The organism is Burkholderia sp. BCC1208 (assembly GCF_902833095.1).
In the GTDB taxonomy this organism is placed as follows: domain Bacteria; phylum Pseudomonadota; class Gammaproteobacteria; order Burkholderiales; family Burkholderiaceae; genus Burkholderia.
The window spans coordinates 212945-229093 of the sequence record NZ_CADFDY010000001.1 but is presented as its reverse complement, the minus strand read 5'-3'; the positions used below and the strand labels follow the sequence as shown (position 1 = coordinate 229093).

The following is a 16149-nucleotide window of genomic DNA, read 5'->3' as shown; positions in this document are numbered from 1 at the left end:
GGCGGCGTGTCATGCCCGACGAACGGGCGGATCCGCGAGGAAGCCACTGCGGAACGCATCGAGATACCGGTCGGCGTCGTCATTGAATTCACCCGGCAACAGCGCGAACGCGCGGGCCTGCAAGTCCTGCCCGAGCGTCGCGTAAGTCGCCTCGTCGGACAACAGCGCGCGGACCGCATCGTGCGTGTGCGGCGACGCGGCTCGCTTCGCATCGCGCGCGAGCAGCGCCGCTGCCGCCAGCTCCGGCTGAAAGCCGTATCGTTCGAGCAGGTCGGGCGCGACGTCCCAGATGCGTTCGCGATTGCCCGCATCGTGAAAATGCGTGAGGAGGAACAGCAAGTCGTACGCGTCGCTGTTCTGGCGGGCGCGCCGGTCCTTCCACGCGAGCAGCTTCAGCAGCGCGAGCGCCGGCAGGCTCGCCACCGGCACCGTGATGCCGGCACCGATCGACACGGTCAGCGCGGTATCGACCGCCTCCTGAAAACCCAGCACGTTCAGCACGAAATCGCCGCCGGGCGGCCATGCGATTTCGCCGGGCGGCGCTTCGAGCGGCCCGAACGGCACCAGGTCGAGTTCCGTGCGAAACCCCTGCGTACCGCTGTCGAACAGCAGTTTTTGCTGATGCTTCGGCGCGCGGGCGAATCGTCCGGTCGCGACGAGCGCATCGACGAGCCGTGCATGGAACGGCCAGCTGATCGCGCACACCGCGACGTCGACGTCCCGCGTCGCACGCACCGGCCGGATGCCGTGGACATGCCACATCAGGATGTCGCGTGCGGTCGCGCCGGCCACGACGAATGCCGCGTCCAGTTGCGCGCAGGCCGCGCCGACCGACTGCAGCAGCGCCACGGCCGCCGGCTCGAGCGGCCGGCTCGCATCGACTTCAAGCGGGCGGGTGGGCGAGGTATCGGTCATGGATGTGTTCGGCGGCGGCAAGATTGCGGCTGTCTCCGGACGAGACGAGATCCGCATAGATCAGGAGCGGCGGCACGAGCGGCACATCTTGCTCGCGCCAGTCGAGCGCCGGCGAGCGCGGCCAGAACGCTTCGAGAATTTCGACGTCTCCGCGCGCGTCGGGACGCAGGCGGCCCTGCAGCAGCAGGCGGTTCGGCACGGCGCCGTGCGTATAGACGGTGATCGCGGCCGGCTTCAGATCATGCGTCAGCAGATCGGCCGCCGGCTCGCCGCCGAGTTGCGCATCGAAAGCCGCGAAATCGAAGCCGCGCCACCAGTCGGGCGCGAGGCCGGCAAACCGGCGACTCGACAGCTTCGCGCGCAAGCGGCTCGGGTACAGCGCGACCCATTCCTGTACGAAGCGCGGCCAGTCGGGAATCAGGCGCTCGCCGTTGCGGCGTTGCCCGACGAGGCCGCGCGCGATCAGATCGTCCATCGCGAGATTGACCGTGCCGAGCGCGACGCCCGACGCGGCCGCAATCCCCCGATACGGCTGCGCAACGAGGCCCGGCTGCGTCGCAAGCGCGAACATCATGGCGAGCCCCTTCGGCGTCGTCGCGCGTGACGCCTGCCGGCGCGGCGCGCGGGCAGGTTTCGGCCGGCCCGCGATCATGACGGTCGCTTCCGGCTGGATCAGGCATACGTTGCCGGCGGTGTCGAGAAACGGGATACCCTGGTCGATCAGGCTGGCGGCCAGTTCGGCGGAAAGGTAGGGCGCGACCAGCATCAGCGGCCGCTCGCCGGAGGCGTGTGCGGTCCCGCCGCCGCGGCGACGCAGTTCCGCGAGCGCGTCCGCCAGCGATTCGACACGAAGGCTCACGGCGACCGGCATCTCCACGACCTGTCCTGCCACGTCGAAGCGGATCATCGCGTCGGCACGCGCGCGGTATGGCGCCGGCACGCGCACGGGCCGCGCACTGACGCGCCGGGTTACGCGGCCGAACGCGGCGCACGCTTCGTCGAGCACCTGCTGTTCCGACATCGGGAGAGTGGTATTCCTGGGCATCGACGAGGATCGCTTGTTCACTTTTTTATCAGCGTACACAAAAAATGTACAATCGTCAAAGAGTGAACAAAATCTCATAAGCCACTGAGGTAAAGGCAGTATTTCCGGTACACGAACGACCACGACCACGCACTCCCGCACGAAAAATCTCGGTGAACGCACAGTTTCGCGCGCCCGGATCGTCCGCGGCACTCGTCCGGACGGCCGGGCCCCCCGTACCGTAAGCCTTATGGCCATATAGCAACCATCAGTTGCTACCGCGACGACTTTCCGTCTGCCCGGTTGCTGCCGAATCGACTATCGTTGCCTGCATGTTCCCCATCGCACATCAGGAGACGACACCGTGACGCACAGCGTGATCCCCGCAGGCCTTGCCGACGAAATGATCGAGATTCGGCATCGCATCCACGCCCACCCCGAACTGGGATTCGAGGAATTCGCGACGAGCGATCTCGTCGCGCAGCAATTGCAGTCGTGGGGCTACACCGTGCATCGCGGGCTCGGCGGTACCGGCGTCGTCGCCCAGTTGAAAGTCGGCGACGGCAAGCAACGCCTCGGCCTGCGTGCTGACATGGACGCGCTGCCGATCCACGAAGCGACGGGCCTGCCGTACCAGAGCACGATCGCGGGCAAGATGCACGCATGCGGCCACGACGGCCACACGGCGATGCTGCTCGCAGCCGCGAAACACCTCGCGCGCGAACGCCGCTTCTCGGGCACGCTGAACCTGATTTTCCAGCCGGCCGAGGAAGGGCTCGGCGGCGCCAAGAAGATGCTCGACGAAGGGCTGTTCGAGCAATTTCCGTGTGACGCGATCTTCGCGATGCACAACATGCCGGGCTTCCCGACCGGCAAATTCGGTTTCCTGCCCGGGTCGTTCATGGCGTCGTCGGATACCGTCGTCATCGACGTGCAGGGCCGCGGCGGTCACGGCGCGGTGCCCCACCGGGCAATCGATCCGGTCGTCGTGTGCGCGCACATCGTCGTCGCGCTGCAGACGATCGTATCGCGCAACGTGTCGCCGCTCGACATGGCGATCATCACGGTCGGCGCGATCCATGCGGGCGAGGCGCCGAACGTGATTCCCGATCGCGCGCAGATGCGCCTGTCGGTGCGTGCGCTGAAGCCCGAGGTGCGCGACCTGCTCGAAACGCGCATCAACGAGGTCGTGCATGCGCAGGCGGCCGTGTTCGGCGCGAGTGCGACGATCGACTACCAGCGCCGCTACCCGGTGCTCGTGAACGATGCGCAGATGACGGCGTTCGCGTGCGGCGTCGCACGCGAATGGGTCGGCGAAGCCAATCTGATCGACGCGATGGTGCCGCTCACCGGCAGCGAGGATTTCGCATTCCTGCTTGAAAAACGGCCGGGGTGCTACCTGATCATCGGCAACGGTGACGGGGAGGGCGGCTGCATGGTGCACAACCCCGGCTACGATTTCAACGATGCGGTGCTGCCGACCGGCGCGTCGTACTGGGTCAAGCTGGCGGAGGCGTTCCTCGTGTAACGGAGACGAGGTTGCCGGAGCGGCCGAATGCGCGGACCTGCATTGTTCGGGATGGGTATGTCCGGTATGCCGTTGGCGCTCACGTCGTGTTCTATCGTGAAACGAATGACACGATCGATATGCTTCGGGTCCTGCATCAGCGGATGGACATCGAACGACATCCGTAGCCGCACACGTCGAGCGGTGCGATCGTCGCAAAGCGGCCCACCATCCCGGTATGACTTGTGCGGCCTCGATCCGCGCGCCGCATCGAACTATCTAGAACGCATCGCCGCTGAACAACGCCACGACCGCATCCGGATTCGACGGCCAGTACATGTGCATGTACGTCGCGACGATCGCGCCGCTGCGATAGACGGCTTCGCCGCTGCCCCGCGCGCCGTCGGGGCGCGCGGCGCTCGCGACCGGTTCCAGCGGCGTCGCGAGCCGCGAATAGTGGAACGTATGACCGCGCATCGGCCCGGTGCGCGTATCGAGCTGCTGCATGCCGAGCGCCGCGAACCGGCGCTGCATCGTCGCATGCCCCGGCAGCAGGCCGAGCATCGGCGTCGTCGAGCCGTCCGCATCGGTCAGCGACTCGCACAGATACACCATCCCCCCGCATTCCGCGACGATCGGCCGGCCGGCTGCCGCATGGGCGCGAATCGTCCGCACGGTCGTTGCACTTCCCGCAAGCGTTGCCGCATGCAGTTCCGGATAGCCGCCCGGCAAAAACAGCGCATCGCAATCGTCGGGCACGGGTTCGTCGGCGAGCGGCGAGAAAAATCGCAGCGCCGCACCGAGCGCATCGAGCAGCGCGAGATTAGCCGGATAGATGAACGAAAACGCCGCATCGCGCGCCACCGCGATCCGCTTGCCGGCGAGCGCGCGCGGCAGCGGCACGGCCACGTCCGGTTCCGCGAACGCGACGGCCGGCGGCAAATCGGCCAGCGCCGTCCGCGCGAGCACATCGGCCGCGCGATCGAGCCGCGCGTCGAGATCGTCGATATCGGCCGGCTGATGCAGGCCGAGATGCCGCTCCGGCAGCGCGATGCCCGCATCGGCCGGCACGTGTCCGAGCCAGCGTAGTTCGTCGGGCAACGCCTGTTGCAGCAATTCCGCGTGCCGTGCCGAGCCGACGCGGTTGGCCAGCACGCCGTGAAACGGCAACCCCGGCCGGAACCGCGCGAGCCCGAATGCGATCGCCGCGAACGTCTGCGCCATCGCCTTCGCCGAAATCACCGCGACGACCGGCACGCCGAACGCGGCCGCGAGATCGGCGCTGCTCGGCGTGCCGTCGAACAACCCCATCACGCCTTCGATCAGGATCAGGTCCGCGTCGCGCGCGGCTTCGGCGAGCAGTGCGCGGCACCCGGCCTCGCCGACCATCCCGAGGTCGAGCGCATGCACGCTCGCCCCGCTCGCGCGTTCGAGCAGCATCGGATCGAGAAAATCGGGCCCGGTCTTGAACACGCGCACGCGGCGGCCGAGCCGGCGGTGCAGCCGCGCGAGGCCGGCCGTCACCGACGTCTTGCCCTGGCCCGACGCGGGCGCGCTGACGAACAGCGCGGGGCAGGCCGGCATGCTCAGAACTCCACGCCGCGCTGCGCCTTCACGCCTTGCTCCTTGTACGGGTGCTTGACGAGCCGCATTTCGGTGACGAGATCGGCCGCATCGATCAGCGCATCGGGCGCGTGGCGCCCGGTGACCACGACGTGTACCGACTCCGGACGCGCGACGAGCGTCGCGAGCACTTCGTCGAGCGGCAGGTATTCGTATTTCAGCACGGTGTTCAGCTCGTCGAGGATCACCATCCGGTAGTCGCCGCTTTCGATCATCCGGCGCGCCTCGTCCCAGCCCTTGCGGGCGGTCGCGACGTCGGCGTCGCGGTTCTGCGTGTTCCACGTATAGCCGTCGCCCATCGTCACGAAATCGCATTCCGCGACCGCGCCGAGGAAGTCGCGCTCGGACGTGTGCAGCGCCCCCTTGATGAACTGCACGACGCCGAGCCGCATGCCGTGGCCGAGCACGCGCACGGCCATCCCGAACGCGGCCGTGCTCTTGCCCTTGCCGTTGCCGGTATGAACGATCAGCAGGCCCTTTTCCTGAGTGGCGGCGGCCTGCTTCTTCTCGTGGCCGGCGCGGCGGCGTTCGGCCATCCGCTGATGGGATTCGGAATCGGTCTTCATCGGGAATCGTCCTGTCGAAAGCGAAACAATGGGTTCAGAGCGGGCCGGCGAGCGCGACCGTCACGCCGTCCCGGATGGATTTGGGGCCGAGCAGCCGGCCGCGCGGCGCCGCGAGCTGCGCACACGGCTCGGCCACGCCCGCGATGCCGAAGCGGGCCAGCGCGGCGTGCGACGGGCCGCTCGCGGCCAGTTCCGGACGGCTCGCGAGTTGCGCCGCATCGAACGCGACGAGCGGCCAGCCACGGCGCGCGCACAGCGTGCGCAGCGCAAGGGCGAGTGCCTTGTCCGCGAGCGTCGCGACGAGCGCCGGTTCGGCGGCCGGATAGCGCGCGAGTGCGGCGCGGATCGCGGCATCGAGTTGCGCGGCCGTGACGCCAGCGCGAAAGCCGACGCCGAGCGCGACGCGCATCATGCGCGACCGCCGAGCGCCGCACGCACCGCCGGATCGTCGGCGAGCGCCGCGACGCGGCCGATGACGACGATCGCCGGCGAACCGATACCGGCCGCGCCGACGCGCTCGACGAGCGTATCGAGCGTCGCGAGCACGTGGCGCTGTTCGGGGCGCGTGGCGTTCTCGATTGCCGCGCACGGCGTAGCGCCGGGCAGGCCGCCGTCGCGCAGCGCCGCGGCAATCGCGTCGAGCCGGCGGATGCCCATGTAGATCACGAGCGTCATGCGCGTCGCCGCTAGCGCGTGCCAGTCGGGCTCGTCGGCTCCCGCGCCGTGCCCGGTGACGAAGATCACGCCCTGCGCGTCGCCCCGGTGCGTGACCGGGATGCCGAGCGCGGCCGGCGCGGCGATGCCCGCGGTGATGCCGTTGACGACTTCCACCGGAAAGCCCGCCGCGCCGAGCGCGACCAGTTCCTCACCGCCGCGGCCGAACACGAACGGATCGCCGCCCTTGAGCCGCGCGACGCTGCGGCCCGCGCGCAGATGCGCGAGCATCGCGGCGACGATCGCTTCCTGGGGCGTCGACGCATGGCCGCCACGCTTGCCGACGTGCTCGATCAGCGCATCGGCGCGCGCATGGCGCAGCACGTCGGGGTTCACGAGGTCGTCGACGAGCAGCACGTCGGCCGCGCCGATCGCGCGCACGGCCCTGAGCGTCAGCAGGTCGGCGTCGCCGGGGCCGGCGCCGACGAGCCATGCGCGGCTCATCGCGCGCGGCACGGCGCGCACCGTGTCGAAGCGGTGGAACGGGGAAGGCGGGCGGCACATCGGCGGCCGGCGGGCTGGCAGTGCATGACGGATCGGGCGAAACCCGCGCGAACGCGGGTGGAATGCGCACCCCATCCGTCCCCCGCGGATCGGGCGTTCGGCGAGCATCGCGCTCGCCCCTTGCGTCGGCCGGTATCCGGGCTGGCCGCTTGCCAGGCCGCAGCCTTCCCGCCCGGTTCAAGGGCAGTGGCATCGCGGGCGGTCTGGGCGCACGCGCGGGAAAGCGCGTTGCGCGGGCGGCGTACCGTTGCGGGGACAGCACAGGCCGGGCGGATATCCGCCTCCTGTTTCCCGTTTAACTGCATGCACGGAATGCGCATGCGAGCACCGAACGCGGCGCATACGATAGCACAGGCGTGCAACGCACGAACCGCCCGGCCGGCCGCTTGCGCGGGGCGCCGGCGCGGCCCGCGAGGTCAGAACTTGTACGCCGCCGTCAGCGTGAACGTGCGTGGCGAACCGGGCATGATCTGCGCGAGGCCCGTCGCATTCGCGTAGTAGTCGCGATCGGTGAGATTGACGACCGCCAGCGTCACCTCGAAGTCGCGCGTGCGATATCCGGCCTTGCCGTCCCAGCGGACGTATGCGGGCAGTTCGAGCAGGTTGTCGCGATCGGCGTAACGCGCTCCCTCGTACACCAGCCCGAGTTCGGCGAAAAACCCGCGCAGCGGCGCATGGCTCACGAACAAGCTGCCGTTCGACCCGGACACGCCCGCCGAGCGCTTGCCCGCGTACTTCGGCTCGGCGTCGACCACCCGCGCGTGTTGCCAGCCGATGCCGCCGCGGACGAACCAGTCGCCCGTGAGCCGGCCGGCGACGCCCAGTTCCAGGCCGCGATTGCGCTCGAGGCCGTTGAGGTCGAAAAAGCCTGGCCGAACTGGATCGGCGACGCGGCGGTTGTACAGATCGAGCTGAAACAGCGCGAGTGTCGTGCTCAGCGCACCATCGCGCCAGTCGCTTTTCACGCCGATCTCGTATTGGCGGTTGTATTGCGGGCCGAGATCGTTGGTGTTGCCGCGCGCGTCCGGCGTGATGCCGATCAGATCGCCGCCGACCGGCGCGAAGCTCTTGCTGTACGACGCATACACGCTGTGCGCGCCGGCCGGCGACCATACGACGCCGAGCCGCGGGCTCCATGCCGTCGTCGTGCGCCGCGCATGCAGCGCGTTCAGCGCATTGGTCGAATCGACGTCGAAGCGTTCTCCGCGCAGGCCGCCGAGCAGTTTCCACGCTCGCCCGAGGTCGATGCGATCCTGCGCGAAGATCGCGTAGTCGCTCACGCGATGGCGATTCATCGCATACGGGCGCGGCGGCGAACCGACCGGTGCGAGACGGTCCGGTCCGGTAATCGGGACCGGCGCCGCGCCGGCCTGCCAGAGCGTCGGGGAGCGTTTCTGCCAGCCGTATTCGATGCCGAACAGCAGATGATGCAAGCCGGGGCCGGTCGCGACTTTGCCGCTCAGTTCAATGCCGGTCTGCACGTTGAGATGCGTCATGTCCTGCAGGTAGCGCGCACGTTGCACGTGCCGGTAGTCGCGCGGCTTCGTGACATAGCTTTGCGTGACGTAGGTATTGTCGAAGGTGCTGCGCAAGTCCAGCACGCCCAGCGTATGGCGCAGTTTCCAGTCGCCGTCGAGCACGTGCGTGAAGACCGAGCGCCAGTTCATGTTCTGGTCGCGGATGGTGTCGCGGCCCGCCGTACCGAAGAAGGTCGCGCGCGGCGCGGACGGCAGCGAGAACGCGAACGGCCTGCCGGCCGCGTCGACCGCGGCGACCGGCGCCGGCATGCCGCGATCGGGCACGCGTTCGTACGTGTCGTATTCGAACTGCAGCAGCCAGCTTCGCCGCGCGTCCTGCCATTTGATCGACGGCGCGACGTACTGGCGCGTGCCGTCGACGTGGTCGCGGAAGCTGCCTGCGTGTTCGCGCCCTGCATTGAGCCGCATGCTCCATGCGCTCGACAGCATCCGGTTGAGATCGACCGAGGCGCCGAGCCGTCCATAACTGCCGGTTGCCGCCGAGACATGTCCGAAGTTTTCCGGCAACGGCTGCTTGGTGATCCGGTTGATGACGCCGCCGCCGCTGCCGCGCCCGTACAGCACCGCCGCCGGCCCCTTCAGCACTTCGACGCGTTCGATATTGCCGAGACTGCGCACGTATTGCGCGTCGTCTCGCATGCCGTCGAGCAGCAGGTCGCCCGCGGCGGAAAAGCCGCGAATGCGGAACGAATCGAAGCGCGTATCCGACGTATTGGACACACCCGGCACGCCGGCCAGCGCGTCGGCAAGCGTGCGGCCGCCATAGGACAGCGTTTCCTCGACCGGGACGCTGTCGATGGTTTGCGGTACGTCACGCGGATCGCTCGCGGTGCGGGTCGCCGTGGTCACGCTTTCGACGCGCGGATCGTTCGGATGGCGTCGGCTGCGCACCTCGAGCGCGGGCAGTTCGTCGTCGAACTCGGCCGCCGCGGCAGGGCAGGCAGCAACGCCGGCGATCGAGCACAGCGACAGGGCAAGCAAAGGAAAACGCCGCCCCGATATCTGTCGTTTCGACATGAGAATTTAAGGATAACTGAGTGATTGCCTCACATGACCGTTGCGCGTTTGTTGGCGTCGTTGTCGGGCGAAGTTTATCTCACGCAATTGAAAACGACAATCATTCGCGTTCGCCGCCGGACGCTCGCCTTGACGCTCCCCGCACCGCCGCCTACACTCGCACGCGTTTTGGTGCTCGCGCGCGCCGCTCCGGCGCACGCAGTTAAACGGGAAACAGGGAGCCTGCCTGCGCCGCAGTCGAGCCAACCTGTGCTGCCCCCGCAACGGTAAGCGAACGTGTCGCGCGCAGCGCGATACAGCGCCGCTTCGCCGCATGCCGTGCGCATGCGGACGACCGCCACTGGATGCCGCGCGTATCCGGGAAGGCGAAGCGGCGTGTTCGTCAGCCCGGATACCGGCCTAAACGTTGGGGTTCAGCGCCGCGGGGAGGCGGCGCATCGTCCACGGCCGCAGCAGGCCCGACGCCCGGTGTTCGACGCTTCCTTCGCCCATCCGCCGCCGCGCACGTGCCCGGCCGGCGCGGCGAACGGCAGGCGGCGCGGGCGGGGCCGGCGGCAGCCGTGTTGGCATTCACGATGTCGACCGTTCGCAAGGAAGCACCATGCCCGATTCGTTGTCCCGCTCGTCCTGCGGCTGTCCGGCCGGACTGCGCGGCGACCTTCCCGCGTCCCGCCTCATGAATGGCCGCGCCGCCCCCGACGCGACGATCCCGGCCTGATTCCATTTCCGTCACAGGACCTACCATGACCCTACGCAAGCTTCCCGTCACGATCGTCACGGGCTTTCTCGGCAGCGGCAAGACGACGCTGATGCGCCATATCCTGCAGCACGCCGAAGGCCGCCGCATCGCGGTGATCGTCAACGAATTCGGCGAGCTCGGCATCGACGGCGAAATCCTCAAGGGCTGCGGCATCGGCTGCGACGATGCACCGGGCGAGGCATCGGGCCAGTTGTACGAACTCGCGAACGGCTGCCTGTGCTGCACCGTGCAGGAAGAGTTCTATCCGGTGATGGAAGCGCTCGTCGAGCGCCGCGCGGACATCGACCACGTGCTGATCGAGACGTCGGGCCTCGCGCTGCCGAAGCCGCTCGTGCAGGCGTTCAACTGGCCGACGATCCGCAACAGCTTCACGGTCGACGCGGTCGTGACCGTCGTCGACGGGCCTGCCGCCGCGAGCGGCCAGTTCGCGGAAAACCCGCAGGCCGTCGACGCGCAGCGCCGCGCCGATCCGAACCTCGACCACGAATCGCCGCTGCACGAACTGTTCGCCGATCAACTGTCGTCCGCCGATCTCGTGATCGTGAACAAGGCCGACCTCGTCGGCGACGCCGAATTCGCGCGGATCGAAACCGCGATCCGCGACGAGATTCCGCCGCAGGTGAAGATCGTGCGCGCGACGCGCGGCGAGCTCGACCTCGCGATGCTGCTCGGCCTCGAATCGGCGTCGGAGGAAACGATCCACCTGCGTCACGACCATCATGGTGCGGCCGGCGTAGGCTCGGCCGACGACGGCGATCACGATCACCATCACGACGATTTCGATTCGGTGGTCGTGTCGGGCGACGCCGGCACGCGCGAAGCGACGATCGCCGCGCTGCAGCGTGTGGTCGAAGCGCACACGATCTACCGCGCGAAAGGCTTCGCCGCGCTGCCCGGCGCGCCGATGCGGCTCGTGATCCAGGGCGTCGGCCGCCGCTTCGACAGCTATTTCGATCGCCGCTGGCAGGACGGCGAAACGCGCGCGAGCCGCTTCGTGCTGATCGGCGAGGATCTCGACGCGGCCGCGCTGCAACGCGCGTTCGACGCCGCGTGCGCGGCCGAGCCGCAACAGGCGTAACGCACGATGCATCTGCTGCGCACCACGCCGGGCGGCTTCGTCGACGATACGCAGGGCGTCGTCCGGATCGATCAGCAACCGGCCGACATCGTGATCCTGAGTTCGGCCGACACGACGCTGTCGCTGCTCGCGAGCGTCGTGCCGCACTTGCCGGCCGGGTTCCCGAGCGTGCGGCTCGCGAACGTCACGTTCCTGCGGCAGCCGGCGTCGGTCGATTTCTACGTCGACGACGTGCTGTGTCACGCGAAGACGGTCGTGATCGATCATCTCGGCGGCGAAGCGTACTGGCCGTACGGCATCGAGCAAGCCGTGTCGCTCGCGTCGAAGCGCGGACAACGGCTCGCGATGTTCTCGGGCGACCTGCAGGAGGACCCGAACCTCGTCGCGAAGAGCACGGTCGGGGCCGACCTTTGCCGGCTATGGTGGCGCTATCTGCGCGAAGGCGGCGTGCACAACGCCGACGCACTGCTGCGCAGCATCGCGTTTCACACGCTCGGGTTCGGCGACGAGCCCGAACCGCCGCGCCCGCTGCCGGCCGCCGCGCTGTATCACCCGGCGCGCGACCGCGCGAGCGTCGACGACTGGCGGCCGCGCTGGACGCCCGGCGCGCCGGTCGTCGCGATCCTGTTCTATCGCGCGCACTGGCAGGCCGCGAACACGGCCGTGTTCGACGCGCTGGCCGACGCGCTGATCGGCGAAGGACTGAATCCGCTGCCGATCGCGGTGACGTCGCTGAAGGACGCGGTGAGCCGCGAGGTCATCACGCAACTCTGCGACACGCACGACGTCGCGCTCGTGCTGAATACGACGGCGTTCGCCGCGGGCGCTATCGACGCTGCCGAGCCGGACGTGCTCGCCGGCGACGCCCCGGTGCTGCAAGTGATCCTGTCCGGCGGCAATCGCGACGCGTGGGTGGCCGACAACCAGGGCCTGCACGCACGCGACATCGCGATGCATATCGCGCTGCCCGAAGTCGACGGGCGCATCGTCACGCGCGCGGTGAGCTTCAAGGGGCTCGCGTATCGCTGCCCGCATACCGAGGTCGACGTCGTGCGCTACCAGCCGGATGCCGAGCGGATCGCGTTCGTCGCGGCGCTCGCGCGCGGCTGGTGCAGGCTGCGCACGCTGGAAAATGCCGACAAGCGCATCGCGCTGATTCTCGCGAACTATCCGCAAAGCGAAGGCCGCATCGGCAACGGCGTCGGGCTCGACACGCCGGCCTCCGCGCTGCGCGTGCTCGCGGCGCTGCGCGACGCGGGCTATACGGTGGCCGACCTGCCGCCCGACGGCGACGCGCTGATCGCGCGGCTCACCGAAGGCGTGACCAACGACGCGGCCGTGCATGCGTTGCGACCGTCGTTCCAGAGCTTCCCGCTGGCCGACTACGTCGCGCATTTCGCGCGGCTGCCGGCGGCCGTGCGCGACGCGCTGAACGCGCGCTGGGGGCCGCCCGAAGCCGATCCGACGCTGCGGCAAGGGCGTTTCACGATCGCCGGCTGGCGCGCGAGCAACGTGTTCGTCGGCATTCAGCCGTCGCGCTCGCGCGACGACAACGACTACGCGAGCTACCACGATGCGGAGCTCGTGCCGCCGCATGCGTATCTCGTGTTCTATTTCTGGCTGCGCGATGCGTATCGCGTCGACGCGGTCATCCATCTCGGCAAGCACGGCAATCTCGAATGGCTGCCGGGCAAGAGCGTCGCGCTGTCCGACGCGTGCTGGCCCGACCTCACGCTCGGGCCGCTGCCGCACCTGTATCCGTTCATCGTCAACGATCCGGGCGAGGGCAGCCAGGCGAAGCGCCGCGCGCAGGCCGTGATCGTCGATCACCTGATGCCGCCGCTCACGCGCGCGGAAAACTACGGCCCGCTGCAGGATCTCGAACGGCAGGTCGACGAATACTACGAAGCGCTGATGGTCGATGCGCGGCGCGCGAAGCTGCTGCGCAAGACGATCCTCGCGACGATCGCCGAGCATCGACTGCACGACGAGCTGAGCGTGTCGCCGCCGCGCGACGCGGGCGACGAGGATGCGCTACTCACGCGGGTCGATGCATGGCTGTGCGAGTTGAAGGAAGCACAGATTCGCGACGGGCTGCACGTGTTCGGCGCGTCGCCGGTCGAGCGTCAGCGGCGCGACACGCTGCTCGCGCTCGCCCGTTTTCCGGTCGGCGACGGCAAGGGCGAACGGGCCGGGCTGATCGGCGCGCTCGCGCGCGACCTCGCGCTCGGCGACGATTTCGACCCGCTCGCGGCCGACTGGGCCGCGCCGTGGACGGGGCCGCGGCCCACCGTTCTGCAAGCGCTCGACGCGTCGCCGTGGCGCCATGCGGGCGATACGCGCGAGCGGCTCGAACGGCTTGCGCAGCAATGGCTGGACGGGCTGTGTGCGGCCACTGGCGGCAATCGCGGTACCGATACGACGCCGCCCGGCGAATGGCCGCATACGCTCGCGGTGATCGAACGCGTGCGCACGATGCTGTTGCCCGCGCTCGACGCCTGCGGCGGCGAGGAAATGCGTCAGCTGCTGCGCGGGCTCGACGGCCGTTTCGTGCCGCCGGGGCCGAGCGGCTCGCCGTCGCGCGGCCGTCCCGACGTGCTGCCGACGGGCCGCAACTTCTACTCGGTCGATACGCGCGCGGTGCCCACCCAGGCTGCGTGGTCGCTCGGCCTGAAATCCGCGCAGCAACTGATCGAGCGCCATCTGCAGGATCACGGCGACTATCCGCGCGCGATCGGGCTGTCGGTCTGGGGGACGGCCACGATGCGCACCGGCGGCGACGACATCGCGCAGGCATTCGCGCTGATCGGCGTGCGGCCGAAATGGGCGCACGGCAGCCATCGCGTGACCGACTTCGAGATCCTGCCGATCGAGATTTTCGACCGGCCGCGCATCGACGTGACGCTGCGCGTGTCGGGTTTCTTCCGCGATGCGTTCCCGAACCTGATGCACCTGTTCGACGCGGCCGTGCAGGCCGTCGCCGCGCTCGACGAGCCCGAGGCGTTGAACCCGATCCGCGCGCGCATCGAGCGCGAACGCGCGAAATGGATCGCGCAGGGCGTGGCGCCCGACGAAGCGCGGCGCCGCGCCGGCTGGCGCGTGTTCGGCGCGCGGCCGGGCAGCTACGGCGCGGGCCTGCAGGACCTGATCGACCAGCGCCGCTGGCAGACCGACGCCGATCTCGCGGACGCCTACCGTCAATGGGGCGGCCATGCGTACGCGCAGAACAGCGCGGGCGACGCCGCGCCCGACGTGTTCGGCGAACGGCTGGCCGCGATCGACGTCGTCGTGCAGAACCAGGACAGTCGCGAGCACGACATCCTCGATTCGAACGACTACTACCAGTTCCAGGGCGGGATGACGGCGGCGGTGCGCCACCTGTCCGGACAGCAGCCGAGCCTCTACCACGGCGACCATGCGAACCCGGCCGCGCCGAAGATGCGCACGCTGCGCGAGGAAATCGCGCGCGTGATCCGCTCGCGCGTCGTCAACCCGAAATGGCTCGACGGCGTGAAACGCCACGGCTACAAGGGCGCGGCCGAGCTGGCCGCGACCGTCGACTACCTGTACGGCTATGACGCGACCGCACGCGTGCTGTCCGATCACCAGTACGCGCTCGTCGCCGACGCGTACCTGTTCGACGACGACACGCGCGCATTCCTCGAACGGCACAATCCGAAGGCGCTGCACGGCATCTGCGAACGGTTCGTCGAGGCGATGCAGCGCGGCCTGTGGCAGCAGCCGGGCGACTATCGCGAACGGATCGAATCGGTCTGGCTCGAGAGCGAACAACTCCAGGAAGGGGGACGGCGATGACCGATCCGACGACGCACCGCGCCCGCGCGGTTTTTCCGTTTGCGGCGCTCGTCGCGCAGGGCGCGTTGCAGCAGGCGCTGCTGCTTGCCGCGATCGACCCGTCGCTCGGCGGCGTGCTCGTCAGCGGGCCGCGCGGCACCGCCAAATCGACCGCCGCGCGCGGCCTCGCCGAGCTGCTGCCGGAAGGGCAGTTCGTCACGCTGCCGTTGTCGGCGAGCGACGAGCAGGTGACGGGCACGCTCGATCTCGCGCATGCGCTCGCCGAAAACGGCGTGCGCTTCCGGCCTGGCCTGCTGGCGCGCGCGCATCTCGGCGTGCTGTATGTCGACGAAGTGAACCTGCTCGCCGACGGGCTCGTCGACACGCTGCTCGACGTCGCCGCGAGCGGCGTGAACATCGTCGAGCGCGATGGCGTGTCGCACGCGCACGACGCGCGCTTCGTGCTGGTCGGCACGATGAATCCCGAGGAGGGCGAGCTGCGCCCGCAGTTGCTCGACCGCTTCGGGCTGATGGTCGAACTGGAGAACTGCTTCGACGCCGTGCAGCGTGAGCGGATCGTGAAGGCGCGACTCGCGTTCGATCTCGATCCCGACGCGTTTCGCGCGCATCACACGTCCGCTCAGCGCGAACTCGCGGAGCGGATTCACGCGGCGCGCGCCCGGCTGCCGGCGCTGGATTTCGACGATGCGGTCCATGCGCGCGTCAGCGCGCTGTGCATCGACGCGGCCGTCGACGGGTTGCGTGCCGATCTCGTGATGCTGCGCGCCGCGCGTGCGCTGGCCGCGCTGGAACAGGCCGCGGCGGTGACGGTGTCGCACGTGGAGCGCGTGGCCGAAGCCGTGCTGCGGCACCGGCGCCACGCGGGACCGCCGCCGTCGCACCAGTCGTCGCAACACGATCGCGAACGCGACGACCGTTCGCCGCCGGAGCCGCGCCAGCGGCCCGACGACCGACCGCCCGAAACGGGCCACACGAAGGCCGACGCGTCGGCATCGCAGGGCGACTGGGGCTACCTGCCGCCCGAACCGGTCGGGCTGCGCGACGTGAAAAGCGTGGTGCCGCTGCCGCTAAAAAAACGCTGAGCCAT

Annotated in this window: 12 protein-coding genes and 2 riboswitches; of the genes, 5 read left to right on the top strand and 7 right to left on the bottom strand. The window is 69.2% G+C overall.

Annotated elements, in window-relative coordinates; translation table 11 throughout:
• Window positions 1-9: 9 nt before the first annotated feature.
• Together HWX09_RS01065 and HWX09_RS01060 are read right to left on the bottom strand one after the other, a co-directional pair.
• Window positions 10-915 carry a nucleotidyl transferase AbiEii/AbiGii toxin family protein gene (locus HWX09_RS01065; protein ID WP_027784424.1) on the bottom strand — a complete coding sequence of 302 codons (906 nt, stop codon included), beginning with the start codon at window positions 913-915 and terminating at the stop codon, window positions 10-12.
• Complete coding sequence (locus HWX09_RS01060; RefSeq protein ID WP_027784425.1) at window positions 884-1960, bottom strand: type IV toxin-antitoxin system AbiEi family antitoxin; 1077 nt, start codon at window positions 1958-1960, stop codon at window positions 884-886. The genes HWX09_RS01065 and HWX09_RS01060 overlap by 32 nt, the downstream gene beginning before the upstream one ends.
• 343 nt (window positions 1961-2303) lie before the next feature.
• On the opposite strand from HWX09_RS01060, the gene HWX09_RS01055 reads away from it, so the two are divergent.
• Together HWX09_RS01055 and HWX09_RS33500 are read left to right on the top strand one after the other, a co-directional pair.
• Window positions 2304-3467, top strand: a complete 1164-nt coding sequence (locus HWX09_RS01055; protein ID WP_027784426.1) for a M20 aminoacylase family protein — start codon at window positions 2304-2306, stop codon at window positions 3465-3467.
• Window positions 3468-3478: 11 nt separating this feature from the next.
• Entirely contained in the window at window positions 3479-3634 is a 156-nt protein-coding gene (locus tag HWX09_RS33500; RefSeq protein WP_230469130.1) for a type II toxin-antitoxin system RelE/ParE family toxin, read from the top strand.
• Window positions 3635-3725: 91 nt separating this feature from the next.
• Here the strand turns inward: HWX09_RS33500 and HWX09_RS01045 are convergent, their stop codons facing one another.
• The 5 genes from HWX09_RS01045 to HWX09_RS01025 form a co-directional block, all read right to left on the bottom strand.
• On the bottom strand, window positions 3726-5030 hold the full coding sequence (locus HWX09_RS01045; protein ID WP_027784427.1) for a cobyrinate a,c-diamide synthase: 1305 nt from the start codon (window positions 5028-5030) through the stop codon (window positions 3726-3728).
• 2 nt (window positions 5031-5032) lie between these two features.
• Window positions 5033-5635: a cob(I)yrinic acid a,c-diamide adenosyltransferase gene (cobO, locus tag HWX09_RS01040; protein WP_027784428.1), complete on the bottom strand. Its 603-nt coding sequence runs from the start codon at window positions 5633-5635 to the stop codon at window positions 5033-5035.
• A 34-nt stretch (window positions 5636-5669) separates the two neighbouring features.
• The gene (locus tag HWX09_RS01035; protein WP_027784429.1) at window positions 5670-6047 is read right to left on the bottom strand and encodes a cobalamin biosynthesis protein; all 378 of its coding nucleotides are present in this window, start codon (window positions 6045-6047) and stop codon (window positions 5670-5672) included.
• On the bottom strand, window positions 6044-6853 hold the full coding sequence (gene cobA, locus HWX09_RS01030) for a uroporphyrinogen-III C-methyltransferase (RefSeq protein ID WP_175888550.1): 810 nt from the start codon (window positions 6851-6853) through the stop codon (window positions 6044-6046). Before cobA ends, HWX09_RS01035 begins: the two co-directional genes overlap by 4 nt.
• Before the next feature lie 109 nt (window positions 6854-6962).
• Window positions 6963-7200: riboswitch (cobalamin riboswitch) on the bottom strand.
• A 69-nt stretch (window positions 7201-7269) separates the two neighbouring features.
• Entirely contained in the window at window positions 7270-9372 is a 2103-nt protein-coding gene (locus HWX09_RS01025) for a TonB-dependent siderophore receptor (protein WP_230469131.1), read from the bottom strand.
• A gap of 188 nt (window positions 9373-9560) precedes the next feature.
• A riboswitch (cobalamin riboswitch) is annotated at window positions 9561-9826 on the top strand.
• A 325-nt stretch (window positions 9827-10151) separates the two neighbouring features.
• On the opposite strand from HWX09_RS01025, the gene cobW reads away from it, so the two are divergent.
• The 3 genes from cobW to HWX09_RS01010 are packed head-to-tail and all read left to right on the top strand — an operon-like array spanning window position 10152 to window position 16144.
• Window positions 10152-11246, top strand: coding sequence for a cobalamin biosynthesis protein CobW (gene cobW / locus HWX09_RS01020; RefSeq protein ID WP_027784432.1), 1095 nt, complete (start codon window positions 10152-10154; stop codon window positions 11244-11246).
• A 6-nt stretch (window positions 11247-11252) separates the two neighbouring features.
• Entirely contained in the window at window positions 11253-15062 is a 3810-nt protein-coding gene (gene cobN / locus HWX09_RS01015) for a cobaltochelatase subunit CobN (RefSeq protein WP_027784433.1), read from the top strand.
• The gene (locus HWX09_RS01010) at window positions 15059-16144 is read left to right on the top strand and encodes an AAA family ATPase (RefSeq protein ID WP_027784434.1); all 1086 of its coding nucleotides are present in this window, start codon (window positions 15059-15061) and stop codon (window positions 16142-16144) included. The genes cobN and HWX09_RS01010 overlap by 4 nt, the downstream gene beginning before the upstream one ends.
• The last annotated feature ends 5 nt before the right edge of the window (window positions 16145-16149 follow it).

What these genes read in the sequence shown, in the direction of transcription:
- HWX09_RS01065 (WP_027784424.1), bottom strand. Translation starts at nt 915, where the DNA reads ATGACCGATACCTCGCCCACCCGCCCGCTTGAAGTCGATGCGAGCCGG.
- HWX09_RS01060 (WP_027784425.1), bottom strand. Translation starts at nt 1,960, where the DNA reads ATGCCCAGGAATACCACTCTCCCGATGTCGGAACAGCAGGTGCTCGAC.
- HWX09_RS01045 (WP_027784427.1), bottom strand. Translation starts at nt 5,030, where the DNA reads ATGCCGGCCTGCCCCGCGCTGTTCGTCAGCGCGCCCGCGTCGGGCCAG.
- cobO (WP_027784428.1), bottom strand. Translation starts at nt 5,635, where the DNA reads ATGAAGACCGATTCCGAATCCCATCAGCGGATGGCCGAACGCCGCCGC.
- HWX09_RS01035 (WP_027784429.1), bottom strand. Translation starts at nt 6,047, where the DNA reads ATGATGCGCGTCGCGCTCGGCGTCGGCTTTCGCGCTGGCGTCACGGCC.
- cobA (WP_175888550.1), bottom strand. Translation starts at nt 6,853, where the DNA reads ATGTGCCGCCCGCCTTCCCCGTTCCACCGCTTCGACACGGTGCGCGCC.
- cobW (WP_027784432.1), top strand. Translation starts at nt 10,152, where the DNA reads ATGACCCTACGCAAGCTTCCCGTCACGATCGTCACGGGCTTTCTCGGC.
- cobN (WP_027784433.1), top strand. Translation starts at nt 11,253, where the DNA reads ATGCATCTGCTGCGCACCACGCCGGGCGGCTTCGTCGACGATACGCAG.
- HWX09_RS01010 (WP_027784434.1), top strand. Translation starts at nt 15,059, where the DNA reads ATGACCGATCCGACGACGCACCGCGCCCGCGCGGTTTTTCCGTTTGCG.